Annotated in this window: 28 protein-coding genes and 1 tRNA gene; 25 read left to right on the top strand and 4 right to left on the bottom strand. The window is 60.6% G+C overall.

Translation table 11 applies throughout. From position 1 onward, the window contains the following. Window positions 1-174 precede the first annotated feature (174 nt). The 13 genes from secY (at window position 175) to GBCGDNIH1_RS15350 (ending at window position 13,193) form a co-directional block, all read left to right on the top strand. On the top strand, window positions 175-1,518 hold the full coding sequence (gene secY, locus GBCGDNIH1_RS15290) for a preprotein translocase subunit SecY (RefSeq protein ID WP_011631281.1): 1,344 nt from the start codon (window positions 175-177) through the stop codon (window positions 1,516-1,518). Then, window positions 1,515-2,195, top strand: coding sequence for an adenylate kinase (locus GBCGDNIH1_RS15295; protein WP_011631282.1), 681 nt, complete (start codon window positions 1,515-1,517; stop codon window positions 2,193-2,195). Before secY ends, GBCGDNIH1_RS15295 begins: the two co-directional genes overlap by 4 nt. Before the next feature lie 366 nt (window positions 2,196-2,561). Continuing rightward, entirely contained in the window at window positions 2,562-2,939 is a 378-nt protein-coding gene (gene rpsM / locus GBCGDNIH1_RS15300; protein ID WP_011631283.1) for a 30S ribosomal protein S13, read from the top strand. A gap of 56 nt (window positions 2,940-2,995) precedes the next feature. Next, window positions 2,996-3,391 (top strand): 30S ribosomal protein S11, encoded by a 396-nt coding sequence (gene rpsK / locus GBCGDNIH1_RS15305; RefSeq protein WP_011631284.1) that lies wholly within the window; start codon window positions 2,996-2,998, stop codon window positions 3,389-3,391. A gap of 114 nt (window positions 3,392-3,505) precedes the next feature. After that, on the top strand, window positions 3,506-4,525 hold the full coding sequence (locus GBCGDNIH1_RS15310) for a DNA-directed RNA polymerase subunit alpha (RefSeq protein WP_011631285.1): 1,020 nt from the start codon (window positions 3,506-3,508) through the stop codon (window positions 4,523-4,525). Between the two features lie 158 nt (window positions 4,526-4,683). Then, window positions 4,684-5,100, top strand: a complete 417-nt coding sequence (gene rplQ / locus GBCGDNIH1_RS15315; protein WP_011631286.1) for a 50S ribosomal protein L17 — start codon at window positions 4,684-4,686, stop codon at window positions 5,098-5,100. Between the two features lie 124 nt (window positions 5,101-5,224). Further along, window positions 5,225-6,178, top strand: coding sequence for an AEC family transporter (locus GBCGDNIH1_RS15320; RefSeq protein ID WP_050748389.1), 954 nt, complete (start codon window positions 5,225-5,227; stop codon window positions 6,176-6,178). A gap of 26 nt (window positions 6,179-6,204) precedes the next feature. Next, window positions 6,205-7,563 (top strand): replication-associated recombination protein A, encoded by a 1,359-nt coding sequence (locus GBCGDNIH1_RS15325; protein WP_011631288.1) that lies wholly within the window; start codon window positions 6,205-6,207, stop codon window positions 7,561-7,563. Between the two features lie 114 nt (window positions 7,564-7,677). Beyond that, on the top strand, window positions 7,678-8,685 hold the full coding sequence (locus GBCGDNIH1_RS15330) for an RluA family pseudouridine synthase (RefSeq protein WP_025318255.1): 1,008 nt from the start codon (window positions 7,678-7,680) through the stop codon (window positions 8,683-8,685). 17 nt (window positions 8,686-8,702) lie between these two features. Next, complete coding sequence (locus GBCGDNIH1_RS15335) at window positions 8,703-11,495, top strand: AsmA family protein (RefSeq protein ID WP_072563874.1); 2,793 nt, start codon at window positions 8,703-8,705, stop codon at window positions 11,493-11,495. Continuing rightward, complete coding sequence (locus GBCGDNIH1_RS15340; protein WP_011631291.1) at window positions 11,492-12,202, top strand: ATP12 family chaperone protein; 711 nt, start codon at window positions 11,492-11,494, stop codon at window positions 12,200-12,202. Before GBCGDNIH1_RS15335 ends, GBCGDNIH1_RS15340 begins: the two co-directional genes overlap by 4 nt. Before the next feature lie 20 nt (window positions 12,203-12,222). Beyond that, on the top strand, window positions 12,223-12,498 hold the full coding sequence (locus GBCGDNIH1_RS15345; RefSeq protein ID WP_011631292.1) for an acylphosphatase: 276 nt from the start codon (window positions 12,223-12,225) through the stop codon (window positions 12,496-12,498). A gap of 29 nt (window positions 12,499-12,527) precedes the next feature. Continuing rightward, window positions 12,528-13,193, top strand: coding sequence for a LolA family protein (locus GBCGDNIH1_RS15350; protein ID WP_050748390.1), 666 nt, complete (start codon window positions 12,528-12,530; stop codon window positions 13,191-13,193). Here GBCGDNIH1_RS15350 and lipB read toward each other — a convergent pair. After that, on the bottom strand, window positions 13,190-13,909 hold the full coding sequence (gene lipB, locus GBCGDNIH1_RS15355) for a lipoyl(octanoyl) transferase LipB (protein WP_072563876.1): 720 nt from the start codon (window positions 13,907-13,909) through the stop codon (window positions 13,190-13,192). The two genes, GBCGDNIH1_RS15350 and lipB, sit on opposite strands and share 4 nt — an antisense overlap. A gap of 71 nt (window positions 13,910-13,980) precedes the next feature. Between lipB and GBCGDNIH1_RS15360 the strand changes: the two genes are divergently transcribed. The 6 genes from GBCGDNIH1_RS15360 to moaA all read left to right on the top strand — a co-directional run bounded on the left by GBCGDNIH1_RS15360 (window position 13,981) and on the right by moaA (window position 19,133). Then, window positions 13,981-14,066 (top strand) — tRNA-Leu (locus GBCGDNIH1_RS15360). A gap of 127 nt (window positions 14,067-14,193) precedes the next feature. Next, a complete protein-coding gene (locus GBCGDNIH1_RS15365) occupies window positions 14,194-15,174 on the top strand; it encodes a hypothetical protein (protein WP_043452694.1) in 981 nt (326 codons plus the stop codon). Between the two features lie 176 nt (window positions 15,175-15,350). Further along, window positions 15,351-16,220, top strand: coding sequence for a UTP--glucose-1-phosphate uridylyltransferase GalU (gene galU, locus GBCGDNIH1_RS15370; RefSeq protein WP_011631296.1), 870 nt, complete (start codon window positions 15,351-15,353; stop codon window positions 16,218-16,220). Window positions 16,221-16,397: 177 nt separating this feature from the next. Continuing rightward, window positions 16,398-17,807, top strand: a complete 1,410-nt coding sequence (pgmG, locus tag GBCGDNIH1_RS15375; protein WP_043452695.1) for a phosphoglucomutase/phosphomannomutase PgmG — start codon at window positions 16,398-16,400, stop codon at window positions 17,805-17,807. Between the two features lie 21 nt (window positions 17,808-17,828). After that, window positions 17,829-18,029 (top strand): DUF3553 domain-containing protein, encoded by a 201-nt coding sequence (locus GBCGDNIH1_RS15380; protein ID WP_011631298.1) that lies wholly within the window; start codon window positions 17,829-17,831, stop codon window positions 18,027-18,029. Window positions 18,030-18,134: 105 nt separating this feature from the next. After that, the gene (moaA, locus tag GBCGDNIH1_RS15385) at window positions 18,135-19,133 is read left to right on the top strand and encodes a GTP 3',8-cyclase MoaA (protein WP_025318263.1); all 999 of its coding nucleotides are present in this window, start codon (window positions 18,135-18,137) and stop codon (window positions 19,131-19,133) included. Between the two features lie 11 nt (window positions 19,134-19,144). On the opposite strand, the gene GBCGDNIH1_RS15390 is transcribed toward moaA, so the two are convergent. Both GBCGDNIH1_RS15390 and GBCGDNIH1_RS15395 read right to left on the bottom strand, forming a co-directional pair. After that, the gene (locus tag GBCGDNIH1_RS15390) at window positions 19,145-20,020 is read right to left on the bottom strand and encodes a methyltransferase domain-containing protein (RefSeq protein WP_025318264.1); all 876 of its coding nucleotides are present in this window, start codon (window positions 20,018-20,020) and stop codon (window positions 19,145-19,147) included. Window positions 20,021-20,063: 43 nt separating this feature from the next. Beyond that, window positions 20,064-20,789 (bottom strand): hypothetical protein, encoded by a 726-nt coding sequence (locus GBCGDNIH1_RS15395; RefSeq protein WP_157691972.1) that lies wholly within the window; start codon window positions 20,787-20,789, stop codon window positions 20,064-20,066. Window positions 20,790-21,101: 312 nt separating this feature from the next. Between GBCGDNIH1_RS15395 and GBCGDNIH1_RS15400 the strand changes: the two genes are divergently transcribed. From GBCGDNIH1_RS15400 to GBCGDNIH1_RS15415, 4 genes are all read left to right on the top strand, one after another. Then, window positions 21,102-21,323 carry a helix-turn-helix domain-containing protein gene (locus tag GBCGDNIH1_RS15400; protein WP_011631302.1) on the top strand — a complete coding sequence of 74 codons (222 nt, stop codon included), beginning with the start codon at window positions 21,102-21,104 and terminating at the stop codon, window positions 21,321-21,323. A 43-nt stretch (window positions 21,324-21,366) separates the two neighbouring features. Beyond that, entirely contained in the window at window positions 21,367-22,164 is a 798-nt protein-coding gene (locus GBCGDNIH1_RS15405; RefSeq protein ID WP_043453585.1) for a ComF family protein, read from the top strand. A 42-nt stretch (window positions 22,165-22,206) separates the two neighbouring features. Beyond that, on the top strand, window positions 22,207-22,467 hold the full coding sequence (gene grxC, locus GBCGDNIH1_RS15410) for a glutaredoxin 3 (RefSeq protein ID WP_025318267.1): 261 nt from the start codon (window positions 22,207-22,209) through the stop codon (window positions 22,465-22,467). A 96-nt stretch (window positions 22,468-22,563) separates the two neighbouring features. After that, a complete protein-coding gene (locus tag GBCGDNIH1_RS15415; RefSeq protein ID WP_025318268.1) occupies window positions 22,564-23,064 on the top strand; it encodes a DUF1178 family protein in 501 nt (166 codons plus the stop codon). A 1-nt stretch (window position 23,065) separates the two neighbouring features. Here the strand turns inward: GBCGDNIH1_RS15415 and ubiG are convergent, their stop codons facing one another. Then, window positions 23,066-23,821 (bottom strand): bifunctional 2-polyprenyl-6-hydroxyphenol methylase/3-demethylubiquinol 3-O-methyltransferase UbiG, encoded by a 756-nt coding sequence (ubiG, locus tag GBCGDNIH1_RS15420; protein ID WP_011631306.1) that lies wholly within the window; start codon window positions 23,819-23,821, stop codon window positions 23,066-23,068. A 157-nt stretch (window positions 23,822-23,978) separates the two neighbouring features. On the opposite strand from ubiG, the gene GBCGDNIH1_RS15425 reads away from it, so the two are divergent. Beyond that, a complete protein-coding gene (locus tag GBCGDNIH1_RS15425; RefSeq protein WP_011631307.1) occupies window positions 23,979-25,208 on the top strand; it encodes an aspartate kinase in 1,230 nt (409 codons plus the stop codon). 4 nt (window positions 25,209-25,212) lie between these two features. Further along, a complete protein-coding gene (locus GBCGDNIH1_RS15430; RefSeq protein WP_011631308.1) occupies window positions 25,213-26,280 on the top strand; it encodes an NAD(P)H-dependent flavin oxidoreductase in 1,068 nt (355 codons plus the stop codon). The last annotated feature ends 98 nt before the right edge of the window (window positions 26,281-26,378 follow it).

A 26,378-nucleotide genomic window follows, 5' to 3' on the forward strand; every position in this document is an offset into this window, starting at 1 on the left:
TATCTCTGATGGATGACTCGCTTGTCAGCAAACGCTGATCGAACGATATATGTGGCGCCTTCCGCCCTGCGGTTGGCGCCACAGTCCTGAAAAGGGGCCTGTTACAGCGCGCTGGAGCCAGGAACTGATCAGCCAGCGTGCTTATTGATCGCCTGACCACAGGGGGAAAGTCTCATGGCCTCGGCGGCCGAGCAGCTCGCTTCTAATTTCAATCTCAGCACCTTCTCCAAGGCGACCGAGCTTAAAAAGCGGATATGGTTTACCCTTGCGGCGCTGATCGTCTATCGCATCGGCACCTATGTTCCAGTGCCGGGGGTCGATGCCTCTGTCATCGGTGATATGTTCAACCAGCAAGGCGGCGGCATCCTGGGCATGTTCGACATGTTCTCGGGTGGTGCGCTCAGCCGCATGACCGTGTTTGCGCTGAACATCATGCCTTATATCAGCGCCAGCATCATCGTTCAGTTGCTGACAGCGGCGGTCCCTTCGCTTGAGGCCCTCAAGAAAGAGGGTGAGAGCGGTCGGCGCAAGATGAACGAATATACCCGTTACCTCACTGTTCTGATCGCATTGCTGCAATCCTATGGCATTGCCGCGGGGTTGGAGGGAATGCAGGGGCCACATGGCGCTGCCGTGATCGATCCAGGCTGGTTTTTCCGCCTGTCATGTGTGGTGACGCTGGTCGGTGGAACAATGTTCCTGATGTGGCTGGGCGAGCAGATTACGGCTCGCGGCGTGGGGAATGGTATTTCGCTGATTATTTTTGCGGGTATCGTCGCCAATCTGCCGCATGCTCTGGGCAATCTGCTTCAGATGAGCCGCAATAATGCGCTGTCTCTGCCGTCTTTGCTGGCCGTGATGGTCATTGCCGTCGCAGTGATTGCCTTTGTTGTCTTTATGGAGCGTGCCCAGCGGCGTGTGGTGGTGCAGTACCCCAAGCGTCAGGTCGGAAATCGCATGTTCGGTGGCGACAGCACGCATATGCCGCTGAAGGTCAATACCGCGAATGTGATACCCCCGATTTTCGCCAGTTCCCTGCTGCTGATTCCAGCGACAATTGCCGGTTTCTCAAAGAATTCGGGCAATAGCTGGCTGAGCTGGCTGTCCGGTCAGCTGGGACATGGGCAGCCCATCTATATGCTGCTCTATGCCGGGCTGATCATCTTCTTCTCCTATTTCTATACGGCGGTTGTGTTCAATCCGCAGGAGACGGCAGATAATCTGAAGAAAAATGGCGGCTTCATTCCTGGTATCCGTCCGGGTAAGGCGACGGCCGATTATTTCGATCGTATTCTGACCAGGCTGACGACGGTGGGTGCGATTTATCTGGTGATTGTTTGTCTGCTGCCGGAATTTCTAATCAGCAAGTTTGGTGTACCGTTCTATTTCGGCGGCACCAGCCTGATGATCGTGGTGTCCGTTACAATGGATACAGTGACCCAGGTTCAATCTCATTTGCTGGCGCATCAGTACGAAGGTCTGATTCGTCGCGCACGTACAAAAGGAAAAGGCCGATGAGCAAACGTCTCAACCTGATCCTGCTCGGTCCGCCGGGTGCCGGCAAAGGGACGCAGGCAAAGCGTTTGCAGGATAAGCACGGCATTGCGCAGATCAGCACAGGGGACATGCTCCGTGCTGAGGTTGCGGCTGGCAGTGAGATCGGCCAGCGTGCCAAGGCTATTATGGAAAGCGGTGCCCTGATGCCGGACGATGTCATCATCGACATGTTGGCCGGACGGATCGGCCAGTCTGATTGCGCGAACGGCTTTATTCTGGACGGTTTTCCGCGCACGGTTCCGCAGGCGGAAGCGCTTGATGAGATGTTGACCCGTAAAGCGCTTGAGTTGTCAGCCGTCATTGAACTCGCGGTGGATGACGCGGCTCTGGTCGATCGCATCGCCGGGCGCTTCACATGCAGCAAATGCGGCACTGGTTACCACGATACGTTCAAGCCGACGGCGGAAGCGGGCGTGTGCGATCAGTGTGGGAGCACAGAGTTCGTTCGTCGGGCGGATGATAACAGGGAGACGGTTGTCGCCCGTCTTGAAGCATATCACCGTCAGACAGCACCGATTCTCCCTTATTATAAGGCACAGGGTCGCCTGCGTTCTGTTGATGGCATGGCGGATATGGACACTGTCACCAAGGATATCGAATCGATTCTTGATGATGTGGCGCAGCCTGCGCGCGCCTGATCCCTGCATTTTTTGATACTGCAACAGGAGCGTTAGCCCCTTGAGAGGTGGGGCTGGCGCTCTTATTATATGCACAGCAATGCCTGGAGTGATTGGATCAGGCTTTGTCCGACGGCATGCAGAATGCGCATAGTTGCCGCTTGACATATGAGCATGCGGCTCACGCGAAGTTGATCTGTTATCGTTGACTCATTCGGCAGGGTCGCTATAAGTCCCGCCTCTGGCCGTGCTCGAGGGATCGGGCGCGCCTAATCGAATCATTTCATGACGCGACGCGGCCCGCATGGCGGATCACCCGGCGCATCGTTCACTGTTCCTTCCTGACTATCCGTGGAAGGGGCGGCGGCTAACATGGAGAGGCGTAGCGTGGCGCGTATTGCCGGCGTAAACATTCCGACCAACAAGCGCGTGGCGATCAGCCTGCGTTATATCTATGGCATTGGTCCTGCTCAGGCGCAGAAAATCTGCACCGAGCTGTCGATCCCGGACGAGCGCCGGGTGAACCAGTTGAGCGATGACGAGATCCTGCGTATCCGCGAGCTGATTGATCGTGAATATCGCGTGGAGGGTGACCTCCGTCGCGAAGTTGCGATGAACATCAAGCGGCTGATGGATCTGGGCTGCTATCGTGGCCTGCGTCATCGTCGTGGCCTGCCGGTGCGCGGTCAGCGCACGCACACGAATGCCCGTACCCGTAAGGGCAAGGCCGTGGCGATTGCCGGCAAGAAGAAGGTCACCCGTTAAGGCTTCGGCCTTTCCGGCGCGTTCCCGTTCGACAGACAGCTCAGGATCACCTCATTATGGCTCGTAATGCCACCTCTTCGCGTCCCCGTAAAAAGGAACGCAAGAATATCTCTTCCGGCGTGGCGCATGTTGCCGCGACCTTCAACAACACGATGATCACGATCAGCGATGCCCAGGGCAACGCGATCGCCTGGTCCTCGGCCGGTGCGCAGGGCTTCAAGGGAAGCCGTAAGTCCACCCCGTATGCGGCGCAGGTCGCGGCGGAAGACGCAGGCCGCAAAGCGCGCGAACACGGCATGGAAACGCTGGAGATCGAGGTGAGTGGTCCTGGCTCCGGACGTGAAAGCGCTCTCCGTGCGCTGCAGGCGGTCGGTTTCGCGATCACCGCGATCCGCGATACCACGCCGATCCCGCATAACGGTTGCCGTCCTCGGAAGCGTCGCCGCGTCTGAGACGCGAGCGACAATTGTCCCGGACAATACGATCCGGGGTGGATCCAGCCGGCATTGGCGTGAGGGACGATGTTCCCGTCAGTGTCGGCCTAACCTTTTGACAAGAGGCGAAGCGTGGTCATCCAGAGGAACTGGCAGTCTCTGATCAAGCCGGAAAAGCTCGATGTGGAGCCCGGCAACGAGCCGTCGCGCATTGCGACCATTGTGGCGGAGCCGCTGGAGCGCGGCTTCGGCATGACGCTCGGCAACGCCATCCGTCGTATATTGCTGTCATCCCTGCAGGGTGCTGCGGTGACAGCGGTGCAGATCGACGGCGTGCTGCATGAATTCTCGTCTGTCGCCGGTGTGCGTGAAGACGTGACGGATATCGTCCTGAACATCAAGCAGCTGGCCCTTCGCATGCATGGCGAAGGCCCGAAGCGCATGATGCTGACGGCAACTGGACCGGGTGAAGTCACGGCTGGCCAGATTCAGGCCGGTCATGACATTGAGATCATGAACCCCGATCTCGTCCTCTGCACGCTGGATGACGGCGTGAAGCTGGGCATGGAGTTCACGGTCAATCTCGGCAAGGGCTATGTCCCCGCCAGCCAGAACCGGCAGGAAGACAGCCCGATCGGTCTGATCCCGATCGACGCTATCTATTCCCCCGTTCGCCGCGTGTCCTACAAGGTGGAGCCGACACGCGTCGGTCAGGTCACCGATTATGACAAGCTGCTGCTGACGGTTGAAACCAATGGTGCGGTGACTCCGGAAGATTCGGTGGCTTTGGCCGCTCGTATTCTTCAGGATCAGCTTCAACTCTTCATCAACTTCGAAGAGCCGCAGCAGGTCCGCCACGATGAACCGCAAGACGATCTGCCGTTCAACCGCAATCTTCTGCGGAAGGTGGATGAGCTGGAACTCTCGGTTCGCAGCGCTAACTGCCTGAAGAACGACAATATCGTCTATATCGGCGATCTGGTGCAGAAATCCGAACAGGAAATGCTGCGCACCCCGAATTTCGGGCGCAAGTCGCTGAACGAGATCAAGGAAGTCCTCGCCAATATGGGGCTTTCCCTCGGCATGAGTGTGTCGGGCTGGCCGCCGGAAAATATTGAGGACCTGGCCAAGCGGTTGGAAGAACCCTTCTGATAACCGCCTTTTGACAAGACCGCGTCCGGTTCCGGTTTTCTGCCCTGCAAAAACAGGGGTCAAAAAACAGGTGCGCCGAGGCGCCCAACAGAGATATAGGGCGTCCCCCGTAGCCGCGATGAGCGGTAGCGGGGAGCGTTCTCAGGAGATCGAAGACTATGCGCCATGGTATTGCCGGCCGGAAGCTCGGCGTTACGTCCAGCCACAGGCAGGCCATGTTCCGCAACATGGCCGTTGCCCTTATCAAGCACGAGCAGATCACGACGACGCTGCCGAAGGCGAAGGAACTTCGTCCGGTCGCCGAAAAGCTGATCACTCTTGGCAAGCGCGGCGGTCTGCATGCACGCCGTCAGGCTTATGCCCAGCTGCGTGACGAAGTGATCGTTACCAAGCTCTTCAGCGCGATCGCTGAGCGCTACAAGGCCCGTCAGGGTGGTTACACCCGTGTTCTGAAGGCCGGCGTTCGCTATGGCGATGCCGCTTCCATGGCGGTCATTGAGCTGGTTGATCGTGATGTTTCCGCCAAAGGGCAGGATAGCGGCCCCCGCCCGGAACGCGACGAAACCGAGGAATAAGCCTTTCGTTTTTTAGAAACGATGCGCTGATCTGGATAGACGACAGGCCCCTGGAGCAATCCGGGGGTTTTTCGTTTTGTTGATCCCTGTCATGAAAGCTTAAGCCGGGCAGCCGATGATAAACATGATTGTCAACGCGGTATGTCCGGTCGTGGCGTTGATCGGCGCGGGGTATCTGAGTGGCAGGCGTCAGTTGCTGGGGGTGGGTGCGCTGGATGCGCTCAACCTGTATGTGGTCTGGCTGGCATTGCCCGCGATGCTGTTTCTGGTGATGGCGCATCTGACCGGCAAGGATCTCTCCCATTTGCCGTTTGTGCTCAGCTTTCTCGGCGCGCAGATGCTGCCTTTCCTGGCAATTTATTTTTGGGCCAGACGGGCCGGACGGGGAATCGGACAGGCTACGGTGGATTCCCTGACCGGCAGCTACGCCAACACCTCCTATATGGGGATTCCGGTGTTGATGGCGGTGCTGGGGCCGCGCTCCATGATGCCTATGGCAATTGCTACGGTGATGACGGTCGGTATCCAGTTCGCAGGTTCCATTCTGCTGATGGAAAAGGAACGGGCGTTGAAGGGTGGGGCGCTGCTTTCCCGGTGGCGTCTGATATGGACCGTGTTGTGCAATCCGCTGGTTGCCTCGCCCTTGGCCGGGGGCGCTTTTGCACTGGCTGGAAATATAGGTGGCTTTCATTTGCCGCAGATGGCCGAGACAACCTTGACCATGCTTGGCAATTCCTCCAGCCCCTGTGCACTGGTGGTGATCGGCCTGTTTCTGGCGTCTCGTCAGGGCGATGCTGCGTCGGCACGCTCAGGGGATGGGCTGTTGCTGGCGGTGCTGACCTTTATCAAACTGATCCTGCAGCCGCTGATTGCTTTCGTGCTGGCGTTCTGGGTGTTCCGGGCCGATCCGCTCTGGGCGAGAGCCTGTGTGCTGCTGGCGGCAACACCGAATGGAACCGGTGCGTTTATGCTGGCGCGGCTGTATGATCGGGAGGCCGGGATGATTTCACGCGCCATTCTGATTTCGACCATCCTGTCGGCCGTCACCCTGCCGCTGTTCATCCTGCTGTTGTCCTGATAACCGGAAAGGGCGAGAGTCTGATCATGGTATCACGCGCCAATACCTCATCATCCTCCGATCTGTTCGGGGGCGGGGCAGCACAGTTTTTGCCGGAAGCGGATGATCCGGCGCGTCCTCTGGCCGACAGGTTGCGTCCTGCTTCTCTCGATGATGTCGTGGGGCAGGATCATCTGCTGGGGGCAGAGGGGCCGTTACGGCGCATGACCGAGAGCAGGGTCTTGTCCTCGATTATTTTGTGGGGGCCTCCGGGTACCGGAAAGACGACCATCGCCCGCCTGCTGGCGCGCTCCACCGATCTGCATTTCGAGGCTATTTCGGCAATTCAGAGTGGTGTGGCCGATCTGCGCAAGGTGTTCGAGGCGGCCCGTCAGCGCCGTGCCGCCGGAAAGGGCACGCTGCTGTTCTGTGATGAAATTCATCGCTTCAATCGTGGTCAGCAGGACGCTTTCCTGCCAGTGGTGGAGGATGGAACGGTTACACTGGTCGGGGCGACCACCGAGAATCCGTCTTTCGAACTGAACAGCGCTTTGCTGTCACGTTGCCGGGTGATGGTGCTGCGTCGGCTGGATGAGGCCGCGCTGGAGAGGCTGCTTGTGCGGGCTGAGGAAAGGATGGAACGCCCCCTCCCGGTTTCCGCGGAAGCGCGGGAGGCTCTGGTTGCCATGGCCAGTGGTGATGGGCGGTATATGCTCAATCTGGTCGAGCAGGTTTATACTTTTGCCGGTGGCGATCAGGTTCTGGACATGCAGACACTGGGGCATGCGCTGCAACGCCGCCCGCCGGTCCATGACAAGGCCGGAGACGGTCATTACGATCTGCTGAGCTGTTTCCATAAATCCCTGCGCGGTTCCGACCCGCAGGCGGCGCTGTATTATGCGGCGCGGATGATGGTGGCGGGCGAGGCGGCTGAAACCGTGTTCCGGCGGCTGGCCTGTGCGGCCTCGGAGGATGTCGGCATGGCCGATCCTCAGGCCATGGTGCAGGTGGTCAGCGCCTGGCAGGCTTTCGAGCGGATCGGCTGGCCGGAGGGGCGGTTGTTTCTGGCGCAGGCCATCAATTACGTGGCGACGGCCCCGAAATCCAATGCGTCCTATGCCTCGTTCAATGAGGCTCTGGCACTGGCGGAAAAGACGGCGCATATGCCGCCGCCCCTGCATATTCTCAATGCGCCGACGCGGATGATGAAGGAACTGGGCTACCATGCCGGGTATCAGTATGATCACGATGCACCGGATGCGTTTTCAGGGCAGGAGTTCTTCCCCGAGCCTCTTTCCGGGGCGCGCCGCCCTGAACTCTATCGTCCGCATCAGCGTGGATTCGAACGCGATATTCGCAAGCGGCTGGAATACTGGGCCGGTTTGCGAATTCAGCGCGGCGGCTGATAGCAGGTTCATGAACAGAGCATGTTGCGGGAACAGGTGCTCCGGGGGCACAACCGCTTATGCGCGCTGCGCCGTGTTTCCGCGGTCGTCAGCCCGATCAGGAATACGACGATCATGAGTGTGACGACACGGCAGGTAACGGATGATGAAGCGGATATCCGCCTTGATCGCTGGTTTCGCCGCCATTATCCGAGCCTGACGCAGGTTGCGATCCAGAAAATGTGCCGTACTGGCCAGATCAGGGTCGATGGGGCACGGGCCGAAGCGGCCACGAGACTACAGCCCGGCCAGTCGGTGCGGATTCCGCCGCTGAAAGTGCCCTCCGCTGCCGAGCAGGAGGGGGAAGGGCCACGCGCCCTCGATCCGATCCAGCAGAAGGAACTGGAGTCCTGGATTCTATATAAGGACGACCATCTGATTGTCCTGAACAAGCCCTCCGGCCTGCCCAGTCAGGGTGGCCCCGGCATTACCCGCCATCTGGATGGTTTGCTCGACGGGCTGCGTTTCGGGCGAGATGACCGGCCGCGTCTGGTGCATCGGCTGGATCGTGACACGTCTGGTGTCATCGTCATTGCCCGTTCCCCCGGCGTGGCGGCCAAGCTCGCGGCTTTGTTCCGCACGCGCGAGACGGAGAAGGTCTATTGGGCCGTGGTGGCAGGCCGCCCGGTGCCGGTAGAGGGGCGTATCGACCGTCCTTTGCTGCGCCAGAACGACCGCAACGAGCCGGTTGTGCTGGCCGATCGCAAAGACCGCGACAAGGTAACGGCGATCACCGATTACCGCACGCTTGACCATGCCGCCCGGAAACTGGCCTGGCTGGAGTTGCGTCCTTTGACGGGGAGGATGCATCAACTGCGTGTGCATTGCGCGGCGATGGATGCGCCTATTCTGGGCGATGAGCGCTATGGCAGCTGGCGTAACACCGATGAGCGCGGGGTTCGCAACACCGCGCTGGTGGAAGGACTGTCCCGCCGGCTGCACCTGCATGCGCGGCGGTTGAGCCTGCCGCATCCGGCGGGTGGCATGCTCTCGGTGGAGGCCGATCTGTCGCCGCATATGGCGGAGACATTCGAAACACTGGGCTTTACCGCACCGAAAGCCAGAGAGGGCCGGCTACGGTGACCGGGCCGGGCGTGAGCATGGTGCCGCCCGGAGAATCGAAGCCTCCGCTCCGGCGTCGGGTGCTGAGACGGCTGCTTTATGCCGGGATTGCGGTCTCCGGTCTGGTCGTCCTGTCCATCGTGGCGGCAGGTGCGGTCTGGTTGATGCTCGATCAGGCCGTGATCCGTCATCGGATAGAGGCCAGCCTTTACAAGGTATCCGGACATCCCGCCCATATCGAAGGACCGCTTGGCCTGGCTTTTAATCCCTGGCCTGTCCTGTTTGTCAGAGAGGTGTCGCTGGCCCAGCCGGAGGAGCCGTCAGGCGCCGCCCTCCGGCATGACTGGCCCGATCCATGGTTTCTGAGGGCGCAGGACATCACAGCCGGGATAGCGTTATGGCCTCTGCTGCATGGCCATATCACGGTTTCCAGCCTTTCTCTGGCAAGGCTTGATATCCGCATGACCCGCAATCATGCGGGTGAAGAGAACTGGATTATCAAGCGGATCAAGGCCCCCTCCGCTTCTGCCGCGCCGCCACCCGTGTCAGCCGCTGGAGAGGCGGTTGCACCTCGCCCGAAGCGGGCTGTGCCGCCTGTTCGCGTGCTCAGAATCGGTGAAGCCAGCGTGGTTTATCATGACCTGCGCAATGGCAGCGTCTGGGCAGCTGAGAAGCTCAGGCTCCATGCCACTGACCAACAGGGCACGATAGCACTCATGCTGTCCGGTCTGGTGCAGGGTATCCCCATGCGTGCCTTGGTGGAAGGCGGATCAGTGGATGCCCTGCTTGACCCCGATGAGCAGCATAGCTGGCCGCTACAGATCAATGCGCAGCTTCTCCCGACTCTTCATGGCAGGCTGGACAGGAATAATCCTCATCTATCCGTGAGCGGGGTGGTTGATCACCCGCGTCACGGTCGCGGCTTTCATCTGATGGTCGTGTCTCGGGTTCTGGATGGGGCACGTTTGCTGCCATTGAGGCAGGCTATTCCCGCGCTTGACCAGCTGGTTGGGAAAAACGTCCCGCCCCCGGAAATCTGGTCGGCAATTGCCGCTCTGCATGATGTCAGTCTGACATTCCGGCTTGATGATGATGCTACGGTGCAACAGGGCCTGTCACCGGTTTTCTCCGTCGTCAGACTCCATGTGGGGGACGTGCTGCCGGGGCATTGGGCGCGGCTGCAGAGGCTGGATGCGGACTGGCCGGGGGCCGAGGCCGCACTGCGTTTCTCGGCGCAGGGTCTGTACCGGAATGCCACGCTGTCCTTATCGGGGCAGGTGGGGCAGGTTCAGGCACTCTCCTCCTCTTTGCTGGCCGGGCATGGGATAGAGGGTGAGTCGGTTCCAGTGAGGCTGTCGCTGCGTGCCGCCTCCCCTGAGAAGCCTGCGATAGTGGGTGATCTGGATTTTCTGGGCGATGTGGTCGCGCATCCCGGCTGGCAGGGGACGTCTTTCTCCGTGACCGCTCGTGTGCCGGATGTCTCCCTGCTGGCCAGGCTGACCCGAACGGCGTTGCCGGAAATTGGCCCGGTTGGTTTCCGGGGACATGTGACGGCGGAGGCGGGGGCATGGCGGCTGGAGGATGCCAGCCTGACCAGTGCTGCCGGAGATATCTCGGGTGCGGCCACATGGTCTGCCCCCGCACACGGGGCAGAAGGCAAAACCAGTGGTTCAGGCCCGGTGCTGGGGGCGAAACTGCATTCCGCGCGTCTGGATGTAGACAGGCTGCGCCAGCCTTTTCCCGCCATTCCATCCATTCAGCCGGAGGGAGAGCCCGTCCGCGTTGATCGGCCTGCCATACTGCCTTCTGCGCCCGTCTCTGCCCCTTCTGTACCCCCTTCTATATCCTCTGGGGTTGCTCCATCGCGGGCATCTGAGCCGCCTTCACCGTTTTTCCCTGTCTGGCTGAAGCAGTGGGGAGGGCAGATCGACTGGGATGTGGAGATGCTTCATGCAGGTGGCATGGACTGGAGCAAAGCCACAATCGGCCTGAGTCTTGGTACCGCAGGAATCCGTGTTCAGCCGCTGCATATGCAGGCGCCGGGCCAGCGCGGCCCGGTCTCGGCTATGCTGGACTGGAGACGGGATGGCACGCTTTCTGCGGCGCTGGATGCGGGTGCGCTCCCGCTTGAGGCACTTGTGGCCCTGATGAAACAGCCTGGTATGGCCCGCGGAGATATCGGGATTGATGCCGCTGTGCAGGCGCATATGCAGCAGGCAGGCTGGCCTCATGATCTCACTGGCCATGCCAGTCTCTGGTCGGTGGGCAGCGTGGTCAGTGGGACTGCGATTGATCCGGTGCTGTCCCGATTGGTCAGGCAGGCTGGTCTGCCATTGCATCCCCGTCTGGGTGCTGATGCGGGCATTGCCTGCTTTGCCGCCCGTGCCGAGGCACGGGATGGAATCGCCGTGCTGAGGGCATTCGCCCTGGAAACCGATCCGCTGCGTCTGTCTGCTGCGGGGTATGTGGATCTTCGTGACCAGACATTGAAACTGTTTCTGCATCCTCTGCTGCGCTCGGGGGGAAGCGGGCTGCTGTTGCCGCTGATACTGGAGGGGCCGTTTGATCGGCCCTCTGCAAAAATGCGCGGGTCAGATACGGCGGCGATCAAGGCGGCAATTCAGACATCCCTGACGGCGCTGGGTGTTCCCGCGTTGGCTGGAGCCGCGGATGCGGGGTCGGAGATCATGAACCGTGCCGATCAGGGCGATTGCGCGCCGGCACTGGCTGCGGCACGGGGGCAGCATGCCGGTCCTCCGGCGCCAATCCCTTCTCAGGGTGGAAAAGGAAAATTATCGGTGCAGGATCTGCTGAAAGGGCTGCTGCGGTGAAGCGTTTCTGGAAAGAAGCAGCGGTGGTTCAGGAAGCGGCGGGGCTGGCGGTGACCCTTGATGGCCGCCCGATGCGGTTGCCGGGCGGTGTCTCGCTTCGTTTCGCCAATCGGGCTTTGGCAGAGGCGATTGCCGTGGAATGGGGGCAGGCGGGTGCACCGGGGGAGCCGTTCAGCTTCGACATGGTGCCGATGACCCGTCTGGCAGGAACCGCGCAGGAGCGTGTGGCGGTTGATCCGGCAGCGTCGGTGGAGGCGCTGGTCTCTTATGGCGGCAGTGATCTGCTTTGTTACCGTGCCGATGGGCCGGAGGAATTGACAACCCGGCAGGAACGGCTTTGGCAGCCTCTGCTCGACTGGGCAGAGCAGCGCTATGGTGCGCGCCTGCATGTGACGACGGGGATTATCCATGTGTCCCAGCCAGAGGCATCGCTGATGGCATTGCGAGCCGCTCTGACGGCTTTGGCCCCGGCTGCTCTGGCAGCGCTCGGGATTGTGGTCCCGGCTCTGGGCAGTCTCGTCATCGGCCTCGCCCTGGCGGAGGGGCGGCTTGATCCGCCGGAGGCACTCGAAATAGCATTGCTGGATGACCTCTATCAGGAAGAGAAATGGGGTGCGGATGCCGAGGCCGCCAAACGCCGCACCCATCTCGCCGCGGATGTTGAAACCGCGATCCGCTTCCTGCGCTTGAGCGCAGGTGCGGTATAGCACGATGGAGAAATGGCACAGTGAGCGCAAAGCATGTGCTGATCTCCGGTGTGGTGCAGGGTGTCGGCTATCGTGCGTGGCTGCGATCCCGTGCGGAGGCGCTTGGTCTGTCGGGATGGGTCCGCAATCGCCTTGATGGCCGGGTAGAGGCCCTGATTGCCGGGGATATCGCGGCGGTCGAGGAACTGATTCGTGCTTGCCGCACCGGCCCGTCTGCCGCAAGGGTGGATAGGATCGAGGAACATCTCGATACTGACCCCATCACACCGGGTTTTGAGCAGTATCCGACTGTCTGATGAAAAGTCTCTTTTATTCCGGAGGCGCGATGTCGCCCGCTGAGCATGCTCCAAAGCATTCTGTGCCGCTGTTTCGAGACGGGCTTATCGGGCGTCGCCAGATACTGGGCGGTATCCTGGCCTCTCTGGCCGGTGCCGTCGTTGTACCGGCCCGGGCGGAGGAAAGTGATGATGCATTGCTGGCCCGGATTGCAGCCTATCTGAATGGTATTCATACGCTGCGGGCGCGTTTCCGTCAGACGGCGCCGGATGGGCAGGTGACGCAGGGAACGGTCTGGCTGGAACGCCCGGGGCATATCCGGTTCCAGTATGATCCGCCGACACCGCTTCTGCTGGTGGCCACGAATGGGGAGGTGATTTTTCAGGATTTTCAGGTGCATCAGGTCAGCCGTATTCCACTGGACCGCACCCCGCTGAGCATTTTGCTATCAGACCATATTGATTTTAACGGCGCCGCTGCCGTGCGGGAAATTTCGCGTACGCCCGGCGTGATTCAGCTTTCCGTGGTACGACGGACCGATCCGGGGGCCGGGCTGCTGGCAATCGTCTTTTCCGCTGATCCGCTCAAGCTGATCCAGTGGACCGTGGTTGATCCCCAGCACAAGATTACCAGAGTGGAATTGTCCAATATCCAGACGGGGATTCCCGTCGATCCGACCCTGTTCAGCCCGACCCTCATCAAGCCGCCGGGTTAGACTTGATAGGGGCCGCCGCCGAATACAGATGGCCAGCTTGTTCTGAGTGCGGCATCAAGGCTGCCCATATCCGCCTGAACTCCGAGATCGGCGAGGCTGGTAACGCCATGCTCGCTGATCCCGCAGGGAACGATGCCGGTGAAATGCTCCAGATCCGGCGCGACATTGATGGCGATGCCGTGCCATGAGACCCAGCGTGTGATGCGCACACCGATTGCGGCGATCTTGTCCTCTCTCTGGCCGCGTTGCACCCAGATACCAACCCTGCCGGCGCGTCTTTCCCCGAGGATGCCGAATCTGGCCAGCGTGATGATGATCCAATCCTCCAGCGCGGCGATATAGGCCCGCAGATCGCGGGCCGGGACGAAGCCGTGCGGGTGGTTGAGGTCCAGCATCACATAGGCGATCCGCTGTCCGGGGCCGTGATAGGTCCACTGTCCCCCGCGCCCTGCCTCGAAAGTAGGGAAGCGGGTGGCATCACGCAAATCTTCGATTTTGGCCGATGTTCCGGCAGTGTAGAGCGGCGGATGTTCGACCAGCCAGACCAGACTGCGTGCTTCCCCCCGCTGGATGGCCTCGGCGCGGGTGCGCATGGCGGTCAGGGCTTCCTCGTAAGGGGTAAAGCCCGGTGTCACGCACCACTCCACAGTATCTGATTGTGGGGAAACGGCGGAAAGATTTTCGCCGGATGATGAAAAGAGTCGGGGATCAGACATTGAAGTGCTCACGGGCATCAGTTATACCCCCGCCGCTGCATGACGAAACAGTTTCTTCGTCGGTGGCCGATGCGGTCGTGGCGGAATGGTAGACGCGCAAGCTTGAGGTGCTTGTGGGGGAAACCCCGTGGAAGTTCGAGTCTTCTCGACCGCACCATTCAAAACCGGGCAATGGCCCGGTTTTTGTTTGTTGAGCCTTTGCGTTGAAGAAGTGGTCGGGCATCTTTTGGTGCTGCTGCGCGGGTTTGCTATATCCGTCAGCCACATGCCGTGCCGGAGTCTCCATGCGTTCCCGTTTCTTTTTGCGCGTGCTTCTGGCCGTGATTTTTCTGGCCGCCACGGATTCATTTTTTCCGGCCTGCGCAGGGGATGGGATGACTGCCCATGTGCCGCTTTTTGCGCTGCGGCCAGACCATTTGCCCATGATCGCCAGCGTCTCCGTCGGGGGAGGGCCGTCCTCACCGGTCTCGCTTGATACAGGCTCGGCCGGTCTTTACGTGCCTGAGCGGGATATCGGCCCCGGCACCGTTGCGACGGGGGAGGTCGTTCATCAGGGCTATGCTGACGGCACGAGGCTGGAGGGATATGTGGCCCTCGCCACGGTTCGTTTTACGAATGCGGATCGCACGCTTTCCACTCCGGCCCCGATCAGGGTGGGGGTCATTACCCGTGTTTATTGTGCACAGGACAGACCGAACTGCCCCGGCTCCATCGATAAGCCGGGGGTAATGGGTATCAGCCTGGCCACACGACGTCATGTGGTCAGCCCGTTGGCACAAATGGGGCCTTACTCCACCGGGTATATTATCGATTCCAGACTCGGGCATAACCCGGTCCTGACCGTAGGGCTGACGGAGAATAATATACGCGGCTTCACCTTCGCCCCCCTTCGCTCGTTTCAGAGCGGGCCCGATCACCTTCCTTCGTGGGACGGAGAATCTGTCTCGGCATGTTTCGCGATTGATGGCATCAGGGTGGGGTGTCAGGAAACCGTTTTTGACTCCGGCAGTACAGTGACTCTTTTCAGCCCCGGTTCAAGCGATATTCCCTTGACCCGGCATCATCGTCTGCCGCCGGATCATGTCTTTGTTCTCGACGTGCCGGATGTGTTGCATTTCGCAGTGCGTACTGACCGCACTACGGTCATCGTCCCCAAAGATGTTGAGCACGCGAATAGTGGAACGCTGCTGTATCGTTATTTTGCTGTTGCATTCGATTCCCTACGTGGGCGGGTGGGCTTCTTCGGACATCAGGAGAACCGCTGATTGCTTGTCGCGGAAGGATGTTGCGTCGAAGGGCAGCTGATGAGAGGTATTTTAATGCAACCCTCTTCCATCAGACACACTTCATAAGGTTGTGCCTTATCCTTGCCCTCTTTTTGGGGCATGTGGAAGCTGTCACGAACGCAGCGTGAAATGCGTCTATAAAGAAGGGACATGCCATGAATAAACCGTTGCGCAAGGCGGTTTTACCGGTGGCCGGATTAGGCACCCGGTTTTTGCCCGCCACAAAGGCAACGGCGAAGGAAATGCTGCCCGTTGTCGACAAACCGCTGATTCAATATGCGGTGGACGAGGCGAGGGCCGCCGGGATCGAGCAGTTCTGCATGGTCACCGGCCGTGGCAAGACAGCCATCGTTGAGCATTTCGATGTCGCATATGAGCTTGAGTCTACATTGCGGGAGCGCAACAAGGATGATGCGCTGAAATTGCTGGAAGATACCCAGCTTCTGCCCGGCTCCATCGTCACGGTGCGCCAGCAGGAGCCGTTGGGTCTGGGCCATGCGATCTGGTGTGCGCGTGCCTTCATCGGGGAGGATCCGTTCGCTATCCTTTTGCCCGATGATCTGGTCCTGTCCGAGACGCCCTGCCTGAAGCAGTTGGCCGACGCCTATCAGGAAACCGGCGGTAACGTGGTTGCCGTGGCGGAAGTGCCGAGAGAGCAGACCAACCGCTACGGTATTCTCAAGACTGGCGAGGATGATGGCCGCATGGTCGAGGTGACCGGCCTGGTCGAGAAGCCGAAGCCGGAGGAAGCGCCATCCAACCTCTCCATCATCGGTCGCTATGTGCTGCGCCCGGAGGTAATTGCCGAGCTGGCGCGGATGGAGCGCGGGGCTGGTAATGAGGTGCAATTGACTGATGCTATGGCGCGTCTGATCGGCCGGATGCCGTTCCATGGCCTGCGTTATGAGGGACGCCGTTTCGATTGCGGCGACAAGGCAGGATTCCTGGAAGCACAGATCGCTTTTGCGTTGAAGCGCCCAGACCTTGCGCCGGCAGTCAGGGCGTTCCTGAAAGACTACGTGTAATCTGGATGTTGCCCGGCTGGTCCGCTGATAGGCCAGCCGGTTTTTTCTGCGGTGCTTTCTGATCACGCCTCTGGACGATCATGCGTTCATGGCGAAGAATTACCGGCCTACACAGCCAGCAGATACGGTGTCCTGTCACACAGCGTGCTGCACCGTATCAGGGAGAATGAGCGGACCATGGCCTTTACGCACCAATTCGATCCGACCTCTTTGCGTGAATACGATATTCGCGGCATCGTGGGCCGCACGTTGCACCCCGCTGACGCTTTCGCCATCGGGCGGGTCTTCGGAACCATCGTCGCGCGTGCGGGCGGCAGCACGGTGGCGGTCGGCTATGATGGTCGTCTCTCCTCGCCGGAGCTGGAGCCTGCTCTGGTGGAGGGGCTGAAGAAAAGCGGCATGGATGTCATCCGCATCGGTCGTGGTCCGACCCCGATGTTGTATTTCGCAGCGACGACGCTGGAAACCGACGGTGCCATCATGGTGACCGGCAGCCATAATCCGCCGGACTATAACGGCTTCAAGATGATGCTGGGCCGCAAGCCGTTTTTCGGCAAGCAGATTGCCGAACTGGGGGCCATGGCGGCCTGTGGCGATGTGGTCGGAGAAGCCAGCGGCACCGATCGGGCGGAGGATGTGTCCGCCGCCTATGTGGCCCGCCTGATTTCCGATTGGGATGGCGGTGATCACCTGCTGAATGTGGTGTGGGATAACGGCAATGGTGCCGCGGGCGAGGTGCTGCAAAAGCTTGTACCCAGCCTGCCGGGCCATCATGAGATCCTTAATGGCGAGATTGATGGCACCTTCCCGGCCCACCATCCCGACCCCACCGTGCCGAAGAATCTTCAGCAGCTGATCAGTGCGGTTCGCAGCAAGGGGGCCGATCTTGGTATCGCCTTCGATGGGGATGCGGACCGTATCGGCGTGGTGGATGATACCGGTGAGATCCTGTTCGGCGATCAGCTTCTGGTGGTGTTGGCAAGGGATGTGCTGAAGCAGCATCCTGGCGGCACCATCATCGCCGATGTGAAGGCGAGTCAGGTTCTGTTCGACGAGGTGGCCAAGGCTGGCGGCATGCCGCTGATGTGGAAAACAGGCCATTCCCTGATCAAGGCGAAAATGGCGGAAACCGGTGCTCCTCTGGCGGGTGAGATGTCCGGCCATATTTTCTTTGCCGACCGGTGGTATGGGTTTGACGACGCGCTGTATGCCGCTGTGCGTCTGCTGGGTATTATCGCGCGGATGGATGGCAAGTTGTCTGCCGTCCGCAGTGCATTGCCACAGGTGATCAACACGCCGGAGCTGCGCTTCAACTGCGACGATACCCGCAAATTCGGCGTGATCGAGGAAGTCGCTGCCCGTCTGCGTCAGGACGGCGCCAATGTCGCGGAAACCGATGGTGTGCGGGTGCTGACGGAGGATGGCTGGTGGCTGCTGCGTGCCTCCAACACCCAGGCAGTGCTGGTGGCGCGTGCAGAGGCAACCAGCGAGGATGGGCTGGAACGGCTGAAGGCCGCTCTTGTTTCCCAGCTTGAGCAGAGCGGACTCGCGGCACCGGATTTTTCCGGTGAGAATGCCGGTCATTGAGTTGAACACAGGCCGGGCTGCATGATGAGCAGAGCGTTTTCCTCCTATCTGGAGCCTGGCCAGTATGTCCGTCATCCGCAGCAGCCTGATTGGGGGCTGGGGCAGGTCCAGTCCGCCATTGGGGAGCGGGTGACGGTGCATTTCGAACATGCGGGCAAAGTGCTGATCAATGCCCGCATCATCTCGCTTCTGGTGGTGGATGACCCTTCCGCCGCATCATGACAGAGCATCTTTGTGACAGGCTTCTCTTGACGCTTGTATGGGGACGGTCGATCTAGAGAGGGTGATGAACACTGCATCGCCCATCCAGCGCCGGACCATGCTGCCATGATCGATCCGTTCGGACGCGCTATTACCTATCTGCGGGTTTCCGTTACCGACCGCTGTGACCTGCGCTGTACCTATTGCATGGCAGAGGACATGACCTTCCTCCCCAAGCGGGATGTGCTGACGCTGGAGGAGCTGGACCGGCTGTGCCGTGTGTTCATTGAACTCGGGGTGCGGAAACTGCGGCTGACCGGGGGGGAACCTCTGGTGCGTCGGGATGTCATGCAGTTGATTTCCCGCCTCGGCCAGCATCTGGAGCATCGTGGCGGGCAGGGGCTGGAGGAGCTGACCCTGACCACCAACGGGACACAGCTGGCCCGTCATGCGGAGGCTCTGGCGGCGGCGGGGATGCGGCGTATCAATGTCAGCCTTGATACGCTCGACCCGGAGATCTTCCGCTCGATTACAAGGCGGGGACAGCTGGAAACGGTGCTGGACGGGATTTTCGCTGCTCGGGCTGCGGGTCTCGCAGTGAAGATCAACGCGGTCGCGCTCAAGGGTCTGAACGATCATGAATTCGACCGCATGCTGGGATGGTGCGGTGAGCATGGCTTCGATCTCTGCCTGATCGAAACCATGCCGATGGGCGAAATCGACGAGGATCGCACCGATCGCTATCTGCCGCTTTCTCTGCTACGCGCCCGGCTGCGGGAGCATTGGACGCTTCAGGAAACCGATTATCGCACCGGTGGCCCGGCCCGATATTTCACGGTACGGGAAACCGGGCGTAGAATCGGCTTTATTACGCCGATGACCCATAATTTCTGCGAAAGCTGCAATCGGGTGCGGCTGACCTGCACCGGTACGCTCTATATGTGCCTTGGTCAGGATGATGCGGCTGATCTGCGCCGTCCCTTGCGGGAGGGGGCGGATGATGCCGCCCTGCGTCAGGCGGTGCAGGAGGCGATCACCCGCAAACCGAAAGGCCATGATTTCATCATTGACCGCCGTACGCATACGCCCTCTGTCGGGCGGCATATGAGTGTGACGGGCGGCTGAAACCGGGGTGTTCAGCCCGGTTCTATCGGGGGTGTGCCGAGAATATCGGCCAGACTGATCTGACCGCTGCCGCGCCGTGCCGGTTTCGGCTGACTGTCGGCGGGTGCCCAGCCGGTCAGCATTGCCAGACGCAGCCTCGCCTGCATATGAGGCTGCCCTTCCTGCGTCAGATGCGACAAAGCGAGCGGAAACAGTGAAGGCGGCGGTATGCTGCGATCACGCAGCCTCACCGCATTGGTCTCCCCGGCGGCGCGCAGATCGCGCAGCAGCGCCATCGGGGTCTTGTAGAGGAGTGTCACCTCATCCTGATCGGCGACAGGCAGGGCAAACCCCGCTCGCTGCAACAGGGCGGCACCGTCCTGCAGGGTGGCGAAAGGGGCGACGCGCGGCGATGCGCCGCCAGTCAGGCTGTCTTCCGAACGGCTCAGTGCCTCCCGCAGCGTATCGAGCGTGCCGAGCACCGGCATGCTGGCCAAAAACAGCCCATCCGGTTTCAGGGCCTGCCTGATCTGCACCAGCGCTCCGGGAAGATCATTTATCCAGTGCAGCGACATGCTCGCGACAATCAGATCGAACGAGGCCGGGGCGAAAGGCAGCCATTCTTCATCTGCCGCGACGCAGGGCGTGCCGGACAGGGACGCCATGGAGGGTGACAGGTCGCAGCTGACGGTATGGATCCCGCGTGCCCGCAACAGAGGGGCGATGCGGCCCCGCCCGCCTATGTCCAGCGCATGGCTGAACGGGCGAGTGACATCGTCCAGCCGGTCCAGCAGACGACCGGCCAGCTCATCCAGTACACCGGCGACTGACGTGATGCCATGCCGTGCGGCCCGATCACGGTGCAGCCGGACGGCATGGCGGTCGAATATAAGGACGTCATCGGACATGGCGCCCAGCATAAGCCGAGTTGGCCGTTCAGGAAACGCTGTCTCAGAATGTTGAAACGGTTCCCTGAATCAGGCCCCCGATAGCTCCAACCGTTGTGCGGGCAATGGCGGAGACCAGATTGAAAACGCTTCTGATCAGACCGGGCTGATCCGGTGCGCGCGTAATCTGTTCCTGAGTCTGGGTCAGCAGATTGCCCCAGCTATCAATATAGCGGTTGAAATCCTCTGGATTGGCCGAGGAGCCATCGAGACCAACGACATGAAGCCCGGTATTATCGGGGATGACCATCAGCAGAAACGGTCCGTTACCCTGCAAATGACCCTCTGTCAGCTTCAGGGCGCTGATGATGCGGGCTGCACGGGCATAGTCATAGGTTCCTGTCAGGAAATCGCAGTCGGTGGCGCGGTCGGCTGGAACCTCCGGCATCTGTATCAGCCAGCGTGTCAGAATCAGGTTGGGGGCTACGACAGAGGCGGCATTGGCGGCCTGGGCCGTCGGCAGGCGGCTGGTAAAAGCCTGGCAGAAGCTGCGGTTACGGTTGAGATCACCTGGTTTCAAAATCACCACTGCGGTCGGCATCGGCACAAGAAAGGTCGAAGGTCCGGCGAGTTGTGTTGCAAAAACCGTATTGGCGGATGTCGGTCGCTCAGCGCTGGAGGGGGATGAGCCGTGGACCCCGTTTGCTCCCGGCGCAGAACAGGCAGCCAGAAAGGTGACCAGCAGAAGAGAGGGAATAGACCTTACATATCGCATTGGTTTTGTGCTCATAAACACATGATAAAAATAATAACGATTTCGTTATAATGTACTTTTTTCAGGATAAAAATCCCTTAAAATAATTTTTAAAATCAACAGGATAGTGCCGTTTTCGAATGTTTTGATCATTCGGTTTGTGCGGTACTATGACGGTGGTCTACGCCTGTCCTTAAATGCCCGGAGAAATGGACGATTGGCAGCGTATTTCCTTCCACGCGGCAGGCCATTCGTCGGTGGCAGACGATGACCGCTTTTATCGCCCAAAACGACGAATCGGAACGATTATTCCTGGAGCGATCGTTCTGACGTGGGCTTCTGTGCGGCATGGACCTGAAAGAGGTCATGGCGGTCAATGTGCGTCGGGTGCGTCATGCCAGAGAGATGACGCAGGAAGAGCTGGCAGACCGTGCTGGCCTGAGTACCCGGTATATTGGCGCGATCGAGCGCGCGGACGTGTCGGTGAGCATCACGGTGTTGGGTCGGATCGCTGAGGCGCTGGGTGTCGAGCCGGGCACATTGCTGACGGCATCACTGTGCCTTGGCTGATTTTTCCATCCATGCCGCGAGAGCGAGCAGGTTTCTGACCGCTATGCCAATCCTGATCCGTTCGGCAGGGTTGCATCTGCTGAACTGGCTGATCCCTCCGACATGCCCGGTCTGTCATGCCGAAACTTCCATGACGGGGCCGGATGGCCTGTCCGGTCTGCTTTGCGCTTCCTGCTTCGCCACGCTGAATTTCATCGTGCCGCCGGTCTGCCAGTGTTGTGGACGTCCGATGGATGCGGCGGAGGGCATTGCACCGGATGGCGTGTGCGAGGTTTGCCGGATCAAACCTCCGCGGTTCCGTCATGCGCGTGCGGCGCTGCTGTATGATGATGGATCACGCCGGATCATTCTGCCGTTCAAGCATGCTGATCGCATGGCGCATGCCTCCTTGCTGGCACGTTGGATGGCGGATTCCGGGGGCGATCTGCTGCGGCAGGCCGACTGGCTGGTACCGGTTCCGCTGCATCCTTCCCGCCTGCGGCAAAGGCGCTACAACCAGTCGGCTCTGTTGTGCCGGGCGCTGTCGCGTCTGACCGGCGTGCCTGTGATGCTGGACGGATTGCAGCGTATTCGCCGCACGCCGAGCCTCGGCACACTGACCGCCAGGCAAAGGCAACAGATGATGCGGGGAGCCATTCAGACACGCGCCGCCAGAAGACAGAAGCTGCGTGCAGCCCGAATCGTCGTCGTGGATGATGTGATGACCAGCGGTGCGACCATTTCTGCCTGTGTCAGGGCGCTCTATGCGGCAGGGGCTGCTTCCGTTGATGTTCTGACTGCGGCGCGGGTGGAGTTGCCGGATGAAATACCCTTGTCAGGACAGGTCAAAACCCCGATGTGATGAAGCCTGTTCCTGTTTCCCCTGATCCAGTCAAGGAAGACAATACCGTTGATCGAAATCTATACGCAGCCTTACTGCCCATATTGCTCGCGTGCGCTTGCCTTGCTGGAGAGGAAGCAGGTGCCTTTCAAGGAAATTCAGGCCCTTCCCGGCTCTCCCGCACGGGCGGAGGCCAGGCAGCGCTCTGGCGGTCGTACCAGCGTGCCACAGATCTTCATAGGGGGGCGCCATATCGGCGGCTGTGATGACATGATGGCGCTGGAAGCGGCCGGAGAGCTGGACCCGTTATTGCAAGCTGCCTGAGGTTGCATAAACTGGTTTTTCATACCCCTGGTCCAGTTTGATGGCTGCCTCTGGGAACCGGGAAGAATGCAGGCGGTGGCCGGGTTACAACGCGGAATGATACATTATAGCGTCCGGTGCCGGCATGGGCACAGCTTCGACGGATGGTTCGCCAGCAGCGGCGCCTTTGACCGTCAGGTTGAGGCTGGTCTGATTGAATGTCCTGTCTGCGGTGATACGCAGGTGGAGCGTGGCCTGATGACGCCTTCCTTGGGTCGTAAAGGCAATACGCTATCCGAACATGCGCCTGTCGCCCTGCCCCCTGATTCAGCCTCTGATGATCCGTTGCAGGCTGTGTCCGTGCCCACGCCTGCAACGGCTTCTGCCGCAGGCGTTCCTGCCCAGTTGCGGGCGGCCTTGCAGGCGCTGCGGGCGCAGGTGGAAAAGCATTGCGACCCGGTGGGGGAGAAATTCGCCGCAGAAGCTCTGCGTATCCATCGTGGCGAGGCAGAGGCACGCGGCATTTACGGTCAGGCCACGGCCGAGGAAGCCGAGATGCTTCAGGATGAAGGTGTTTCCTTTGCCGCCATTCCCTGGGTTCCCCGCTCCGACAGCTGAGCTAACGATCTCTTTGCGCGGCGATGATGTAGTTGATGGACAGATCCCGGCTGATCGTCCAGCACCCCCGCAATGGCTGGAAGCTCAGCCCGGCACTGTCGAGGGGACGCAGACCCGCCTGACGCAGCAGGCCGGTCAGCTTGTGTGGAGCAATGAAGCGCTGCCAGTCATGCGTGCCGACCGGCAGCCAGCGCAGCAGATATTCCGCCCCGAGCTTCGCCACCGCCCATGATCGTGCGGTACGGTTCAGGGTGGAGATGAAGACCCGCCCGCCCGGTTCCAGCAGATCATGCAGCAGTGACAGGAAGGCGGCAGGATCCGGCACATGCTCGATCACTTCCAGCGCGGTGATGGCACGGAAATGCTGCCCCTCGGACAGTAATTCCTCAGCGGTTCCGGCGCGGTAGGACAGGATCAGCCCGGAAGAAAGGGCGGCATGTTCCTGTGCCGCCGCAACGGCTTCCGCCGCGGCATCCAGTCCTAAAACCCTGTAGCCCTGATGGGCCAGCGCTTCGGCGGCGAGGCCTGCGCCACACCCCACATCCAGAATGGTGGCATCCTGCATGGTGGCCCTATCCGGCAGGTGCCTGGTCACCCAGCCGATCCGCGCCGGGTTCATCATATGCAGTGGTCGCATCGGGCCGTACGGATCCCACCAGCGGGAAGCCAGCGCATCGAAGCGGGAGACCTCTTCCTCCGAGACATTCGCTGCCGGAGCATGAGCGGCATGTCTGTCATGCGAATCGACCTCGGCCATCACTCTCTCCTTCGTGCGGGACAGGTTGCCCCCGCTGCGTGTCCTCGTTATGTGTCTGCCCGCGCGCCGGGAGGCAACCCGCCTGTGACGGGATTGCCCTCCGCCGCAGCGGGAAAGGGGCATTCCCACCCGTTGGTCGCTTGTTCCTGGAAGTAACATGGCCCGCATTGTCATGAAATTCGGCGGCACATCCGTCGGTGATCTCGACCGCATCCGCAATGTCGCGCGTCTGGTCAAACGCGAGGTGGATGCCGGGAATGAAGTTTCGGTCGTCGTCTCCGCCATGTCTGGTGTGACCAACCAGCTGGTCGGCTACTGCCAGTCCCTGTCGCCGCTGCATGATGCGCGGGAATACGACACGGTCGTAGCCACCGGGGAGCAGGTCACCACCGGGTTGCTGTCGATCGCGTTGCAGGAGGCAGGGGTGGATGCCCGCTCCTGGCTTGGCTGGCAGTTGCCGATCCGCACCGACAATGCCCATGGCAAGGCCCGTATCGAAAGCATTGAGGGCGGAGAACTGATCAACCGCATGCAGGCCGGTCAGGTGCCGGTCGTGGCGGGCTTTCAGGGGATTGGCCCCGATCACCGTATCACCACGCTCGGCCGTGGCGGCTCCGACACGTCGGCGGTGGCGGTGGCGGCGGCAGTGCGGGCGGATCGCTGCGATATTTATACCGACGTGGATGGGGTCTATACCACCGATCCGCGTATCGTTGCCCGCGCCAGAAAGCTGGATCGTATTTCGTATGAGGAAATGCTGGAGCTGGCTTCTGTCGGCTCCAAGGTGCTGCAAACCCGCAGTGTCGAGCTGGCGATGAAGGAACGGGTACGCGTCAGGGTTCTATCCAGTTTCGCGGATCCTGAAGGCGAGAATGTCGGCACATTGGTAGTGGATGAGGACGAGATCGTGGAAAAGGAAATCGTGTCCGGCATTGCGTATTCGCGGGACGAGGCAAAGATCACTGTCCGGCGTGTGCCGGACCGGCCAGGCGTGGCGGCCCATGTGCTGGGACCGCTGACGGAAGCCAATGTGAATGTGGACATGATCGTCCAGAACGTGGCGGAAGACGGCACCACCGACATGACCTTCACCGTTGGCACTTCAGATCTGCCGCGCGCGCAGGCCGCACTGTCGGCGGCACAGGTGGAGATTGGCTTTGCGGAAATGAGTGCTGATCCGCAGGTGTGCAAAATCAGCGTGGTGGGTGTCGGCATGCGCAGCCATGTCGGCGTGGCAACCACCATGTTCCGCACGCTGGCGGAAAAAGGGATCAACATTCAGGTGATCTCCACCAGCGAGATCAAGGTCAGTGTGCTGATCGCCGAGGAATATGCGGAGCTTGCAGTGCGTGCCCTGCATACTGCGTATGGTCTGGATGCGGCCTGATCGCATGACGGATATCACTCAGGCCAGTAACGCAGCCGCTCTCGATCCTCGCAGTCTGGCTGCCGCCAATGTCAGGCTGGAAGAATTATGGTCCTGCGGGACGGAATTTCTTGGTTCCCGGTACGCCATTCTCGGCGGCGCAATGAGCTGGGTGAGCGAGCGGCACCTTGTCTCCGCCATTTCCAATGCGGGCGGTTTCGGCGTGATCGCTTGCGGCTCCATGATGCCGGATCAGCTTGCGGCGGAGATTGCCGCCACGCAGGCGCTGACCGACCAGCCTTTTGGCGTCAACCTCATTACCATGCATCCGGCGCTGGATGATCTGATCCGCGTGTGTCTGGAGGCGAAAGTCGGCCATATCGTGCTGGCGGGCGGATTGCCGCCGGGCGGCGCCGTGCGAGCGGTCAAGGATGGCGGCGCGAAGCTGATCTGCTTTGCGCCTGCCCTGGTGCTGGCGAAGCGTCTGGTCCGCTCTGGTGCCGATGCGCTGGTGATCGAGGGGGCAGAGGCCGGGGGACATATCGGTCCCGTTTCGCTGACCGTTCTGGCGCAGGAAATTCTGCCTCATCTGCGGGATGTTCCGGTGTTTGTCGCGGGTGGTCTGGGACGGGGTGAAGCGATCCTGTCCTATCTGGAAATGGGGGCCTCTGGAGCACAGCTAGGCACCCGCTTTGCCGCCACGCGTGAAAGCATCGCGCACGATAATTTCAAGCGGGCTTTCTACCGCGCCAATGCCCGTGATGCCCTGCCGAGCGTACAGCTGGATGAGCGCTTCCCGGTCATTCCGGTGCGGGGGCTGATCAATGAAGGTACCCGCCAGTTCATGCGCCATCAGTTGGAAACCCGTGATCGCTTCCTGTCCGGGGAACTGACGCGGGATCAGGCCCAGCTTGAAATCGAGCATTTCTGGGCCGGGGCGCTGCGTCGCGCCGTCATTGATGGCGATGTGGAGCATGGCTCGGTCATGGCCGGGCAGTCTGTCGGTATGGTGACGGGTGAGCAGGCCATTCCCGAGGTCATCGCAGAACTGGTGGAGCAGGCTGTTTCCGCCATCGCGCTGCGCAGCCTGTAATCCAGGCGGGGCTTTTCACCAGATACGGGCTATTCGGCAGCATCTTCTCCTGTGAGAGACTGCCATATGGCTTTCGTTGACCGATCGGTCATGCAACA

The sequence above is a fragment of the Granulibacter bethesdensis CGDNIH1 genome (assembly GCF_000014285.2).
In the GTDB taxonomy this organism is placed as follows: domain Bacteria; phylum Pseudomonadota; class Alphaproteobacteria; order Acetobacterales; family Acetobacteraceae; genus Granulibacter; species Granulibacter bethesdensis.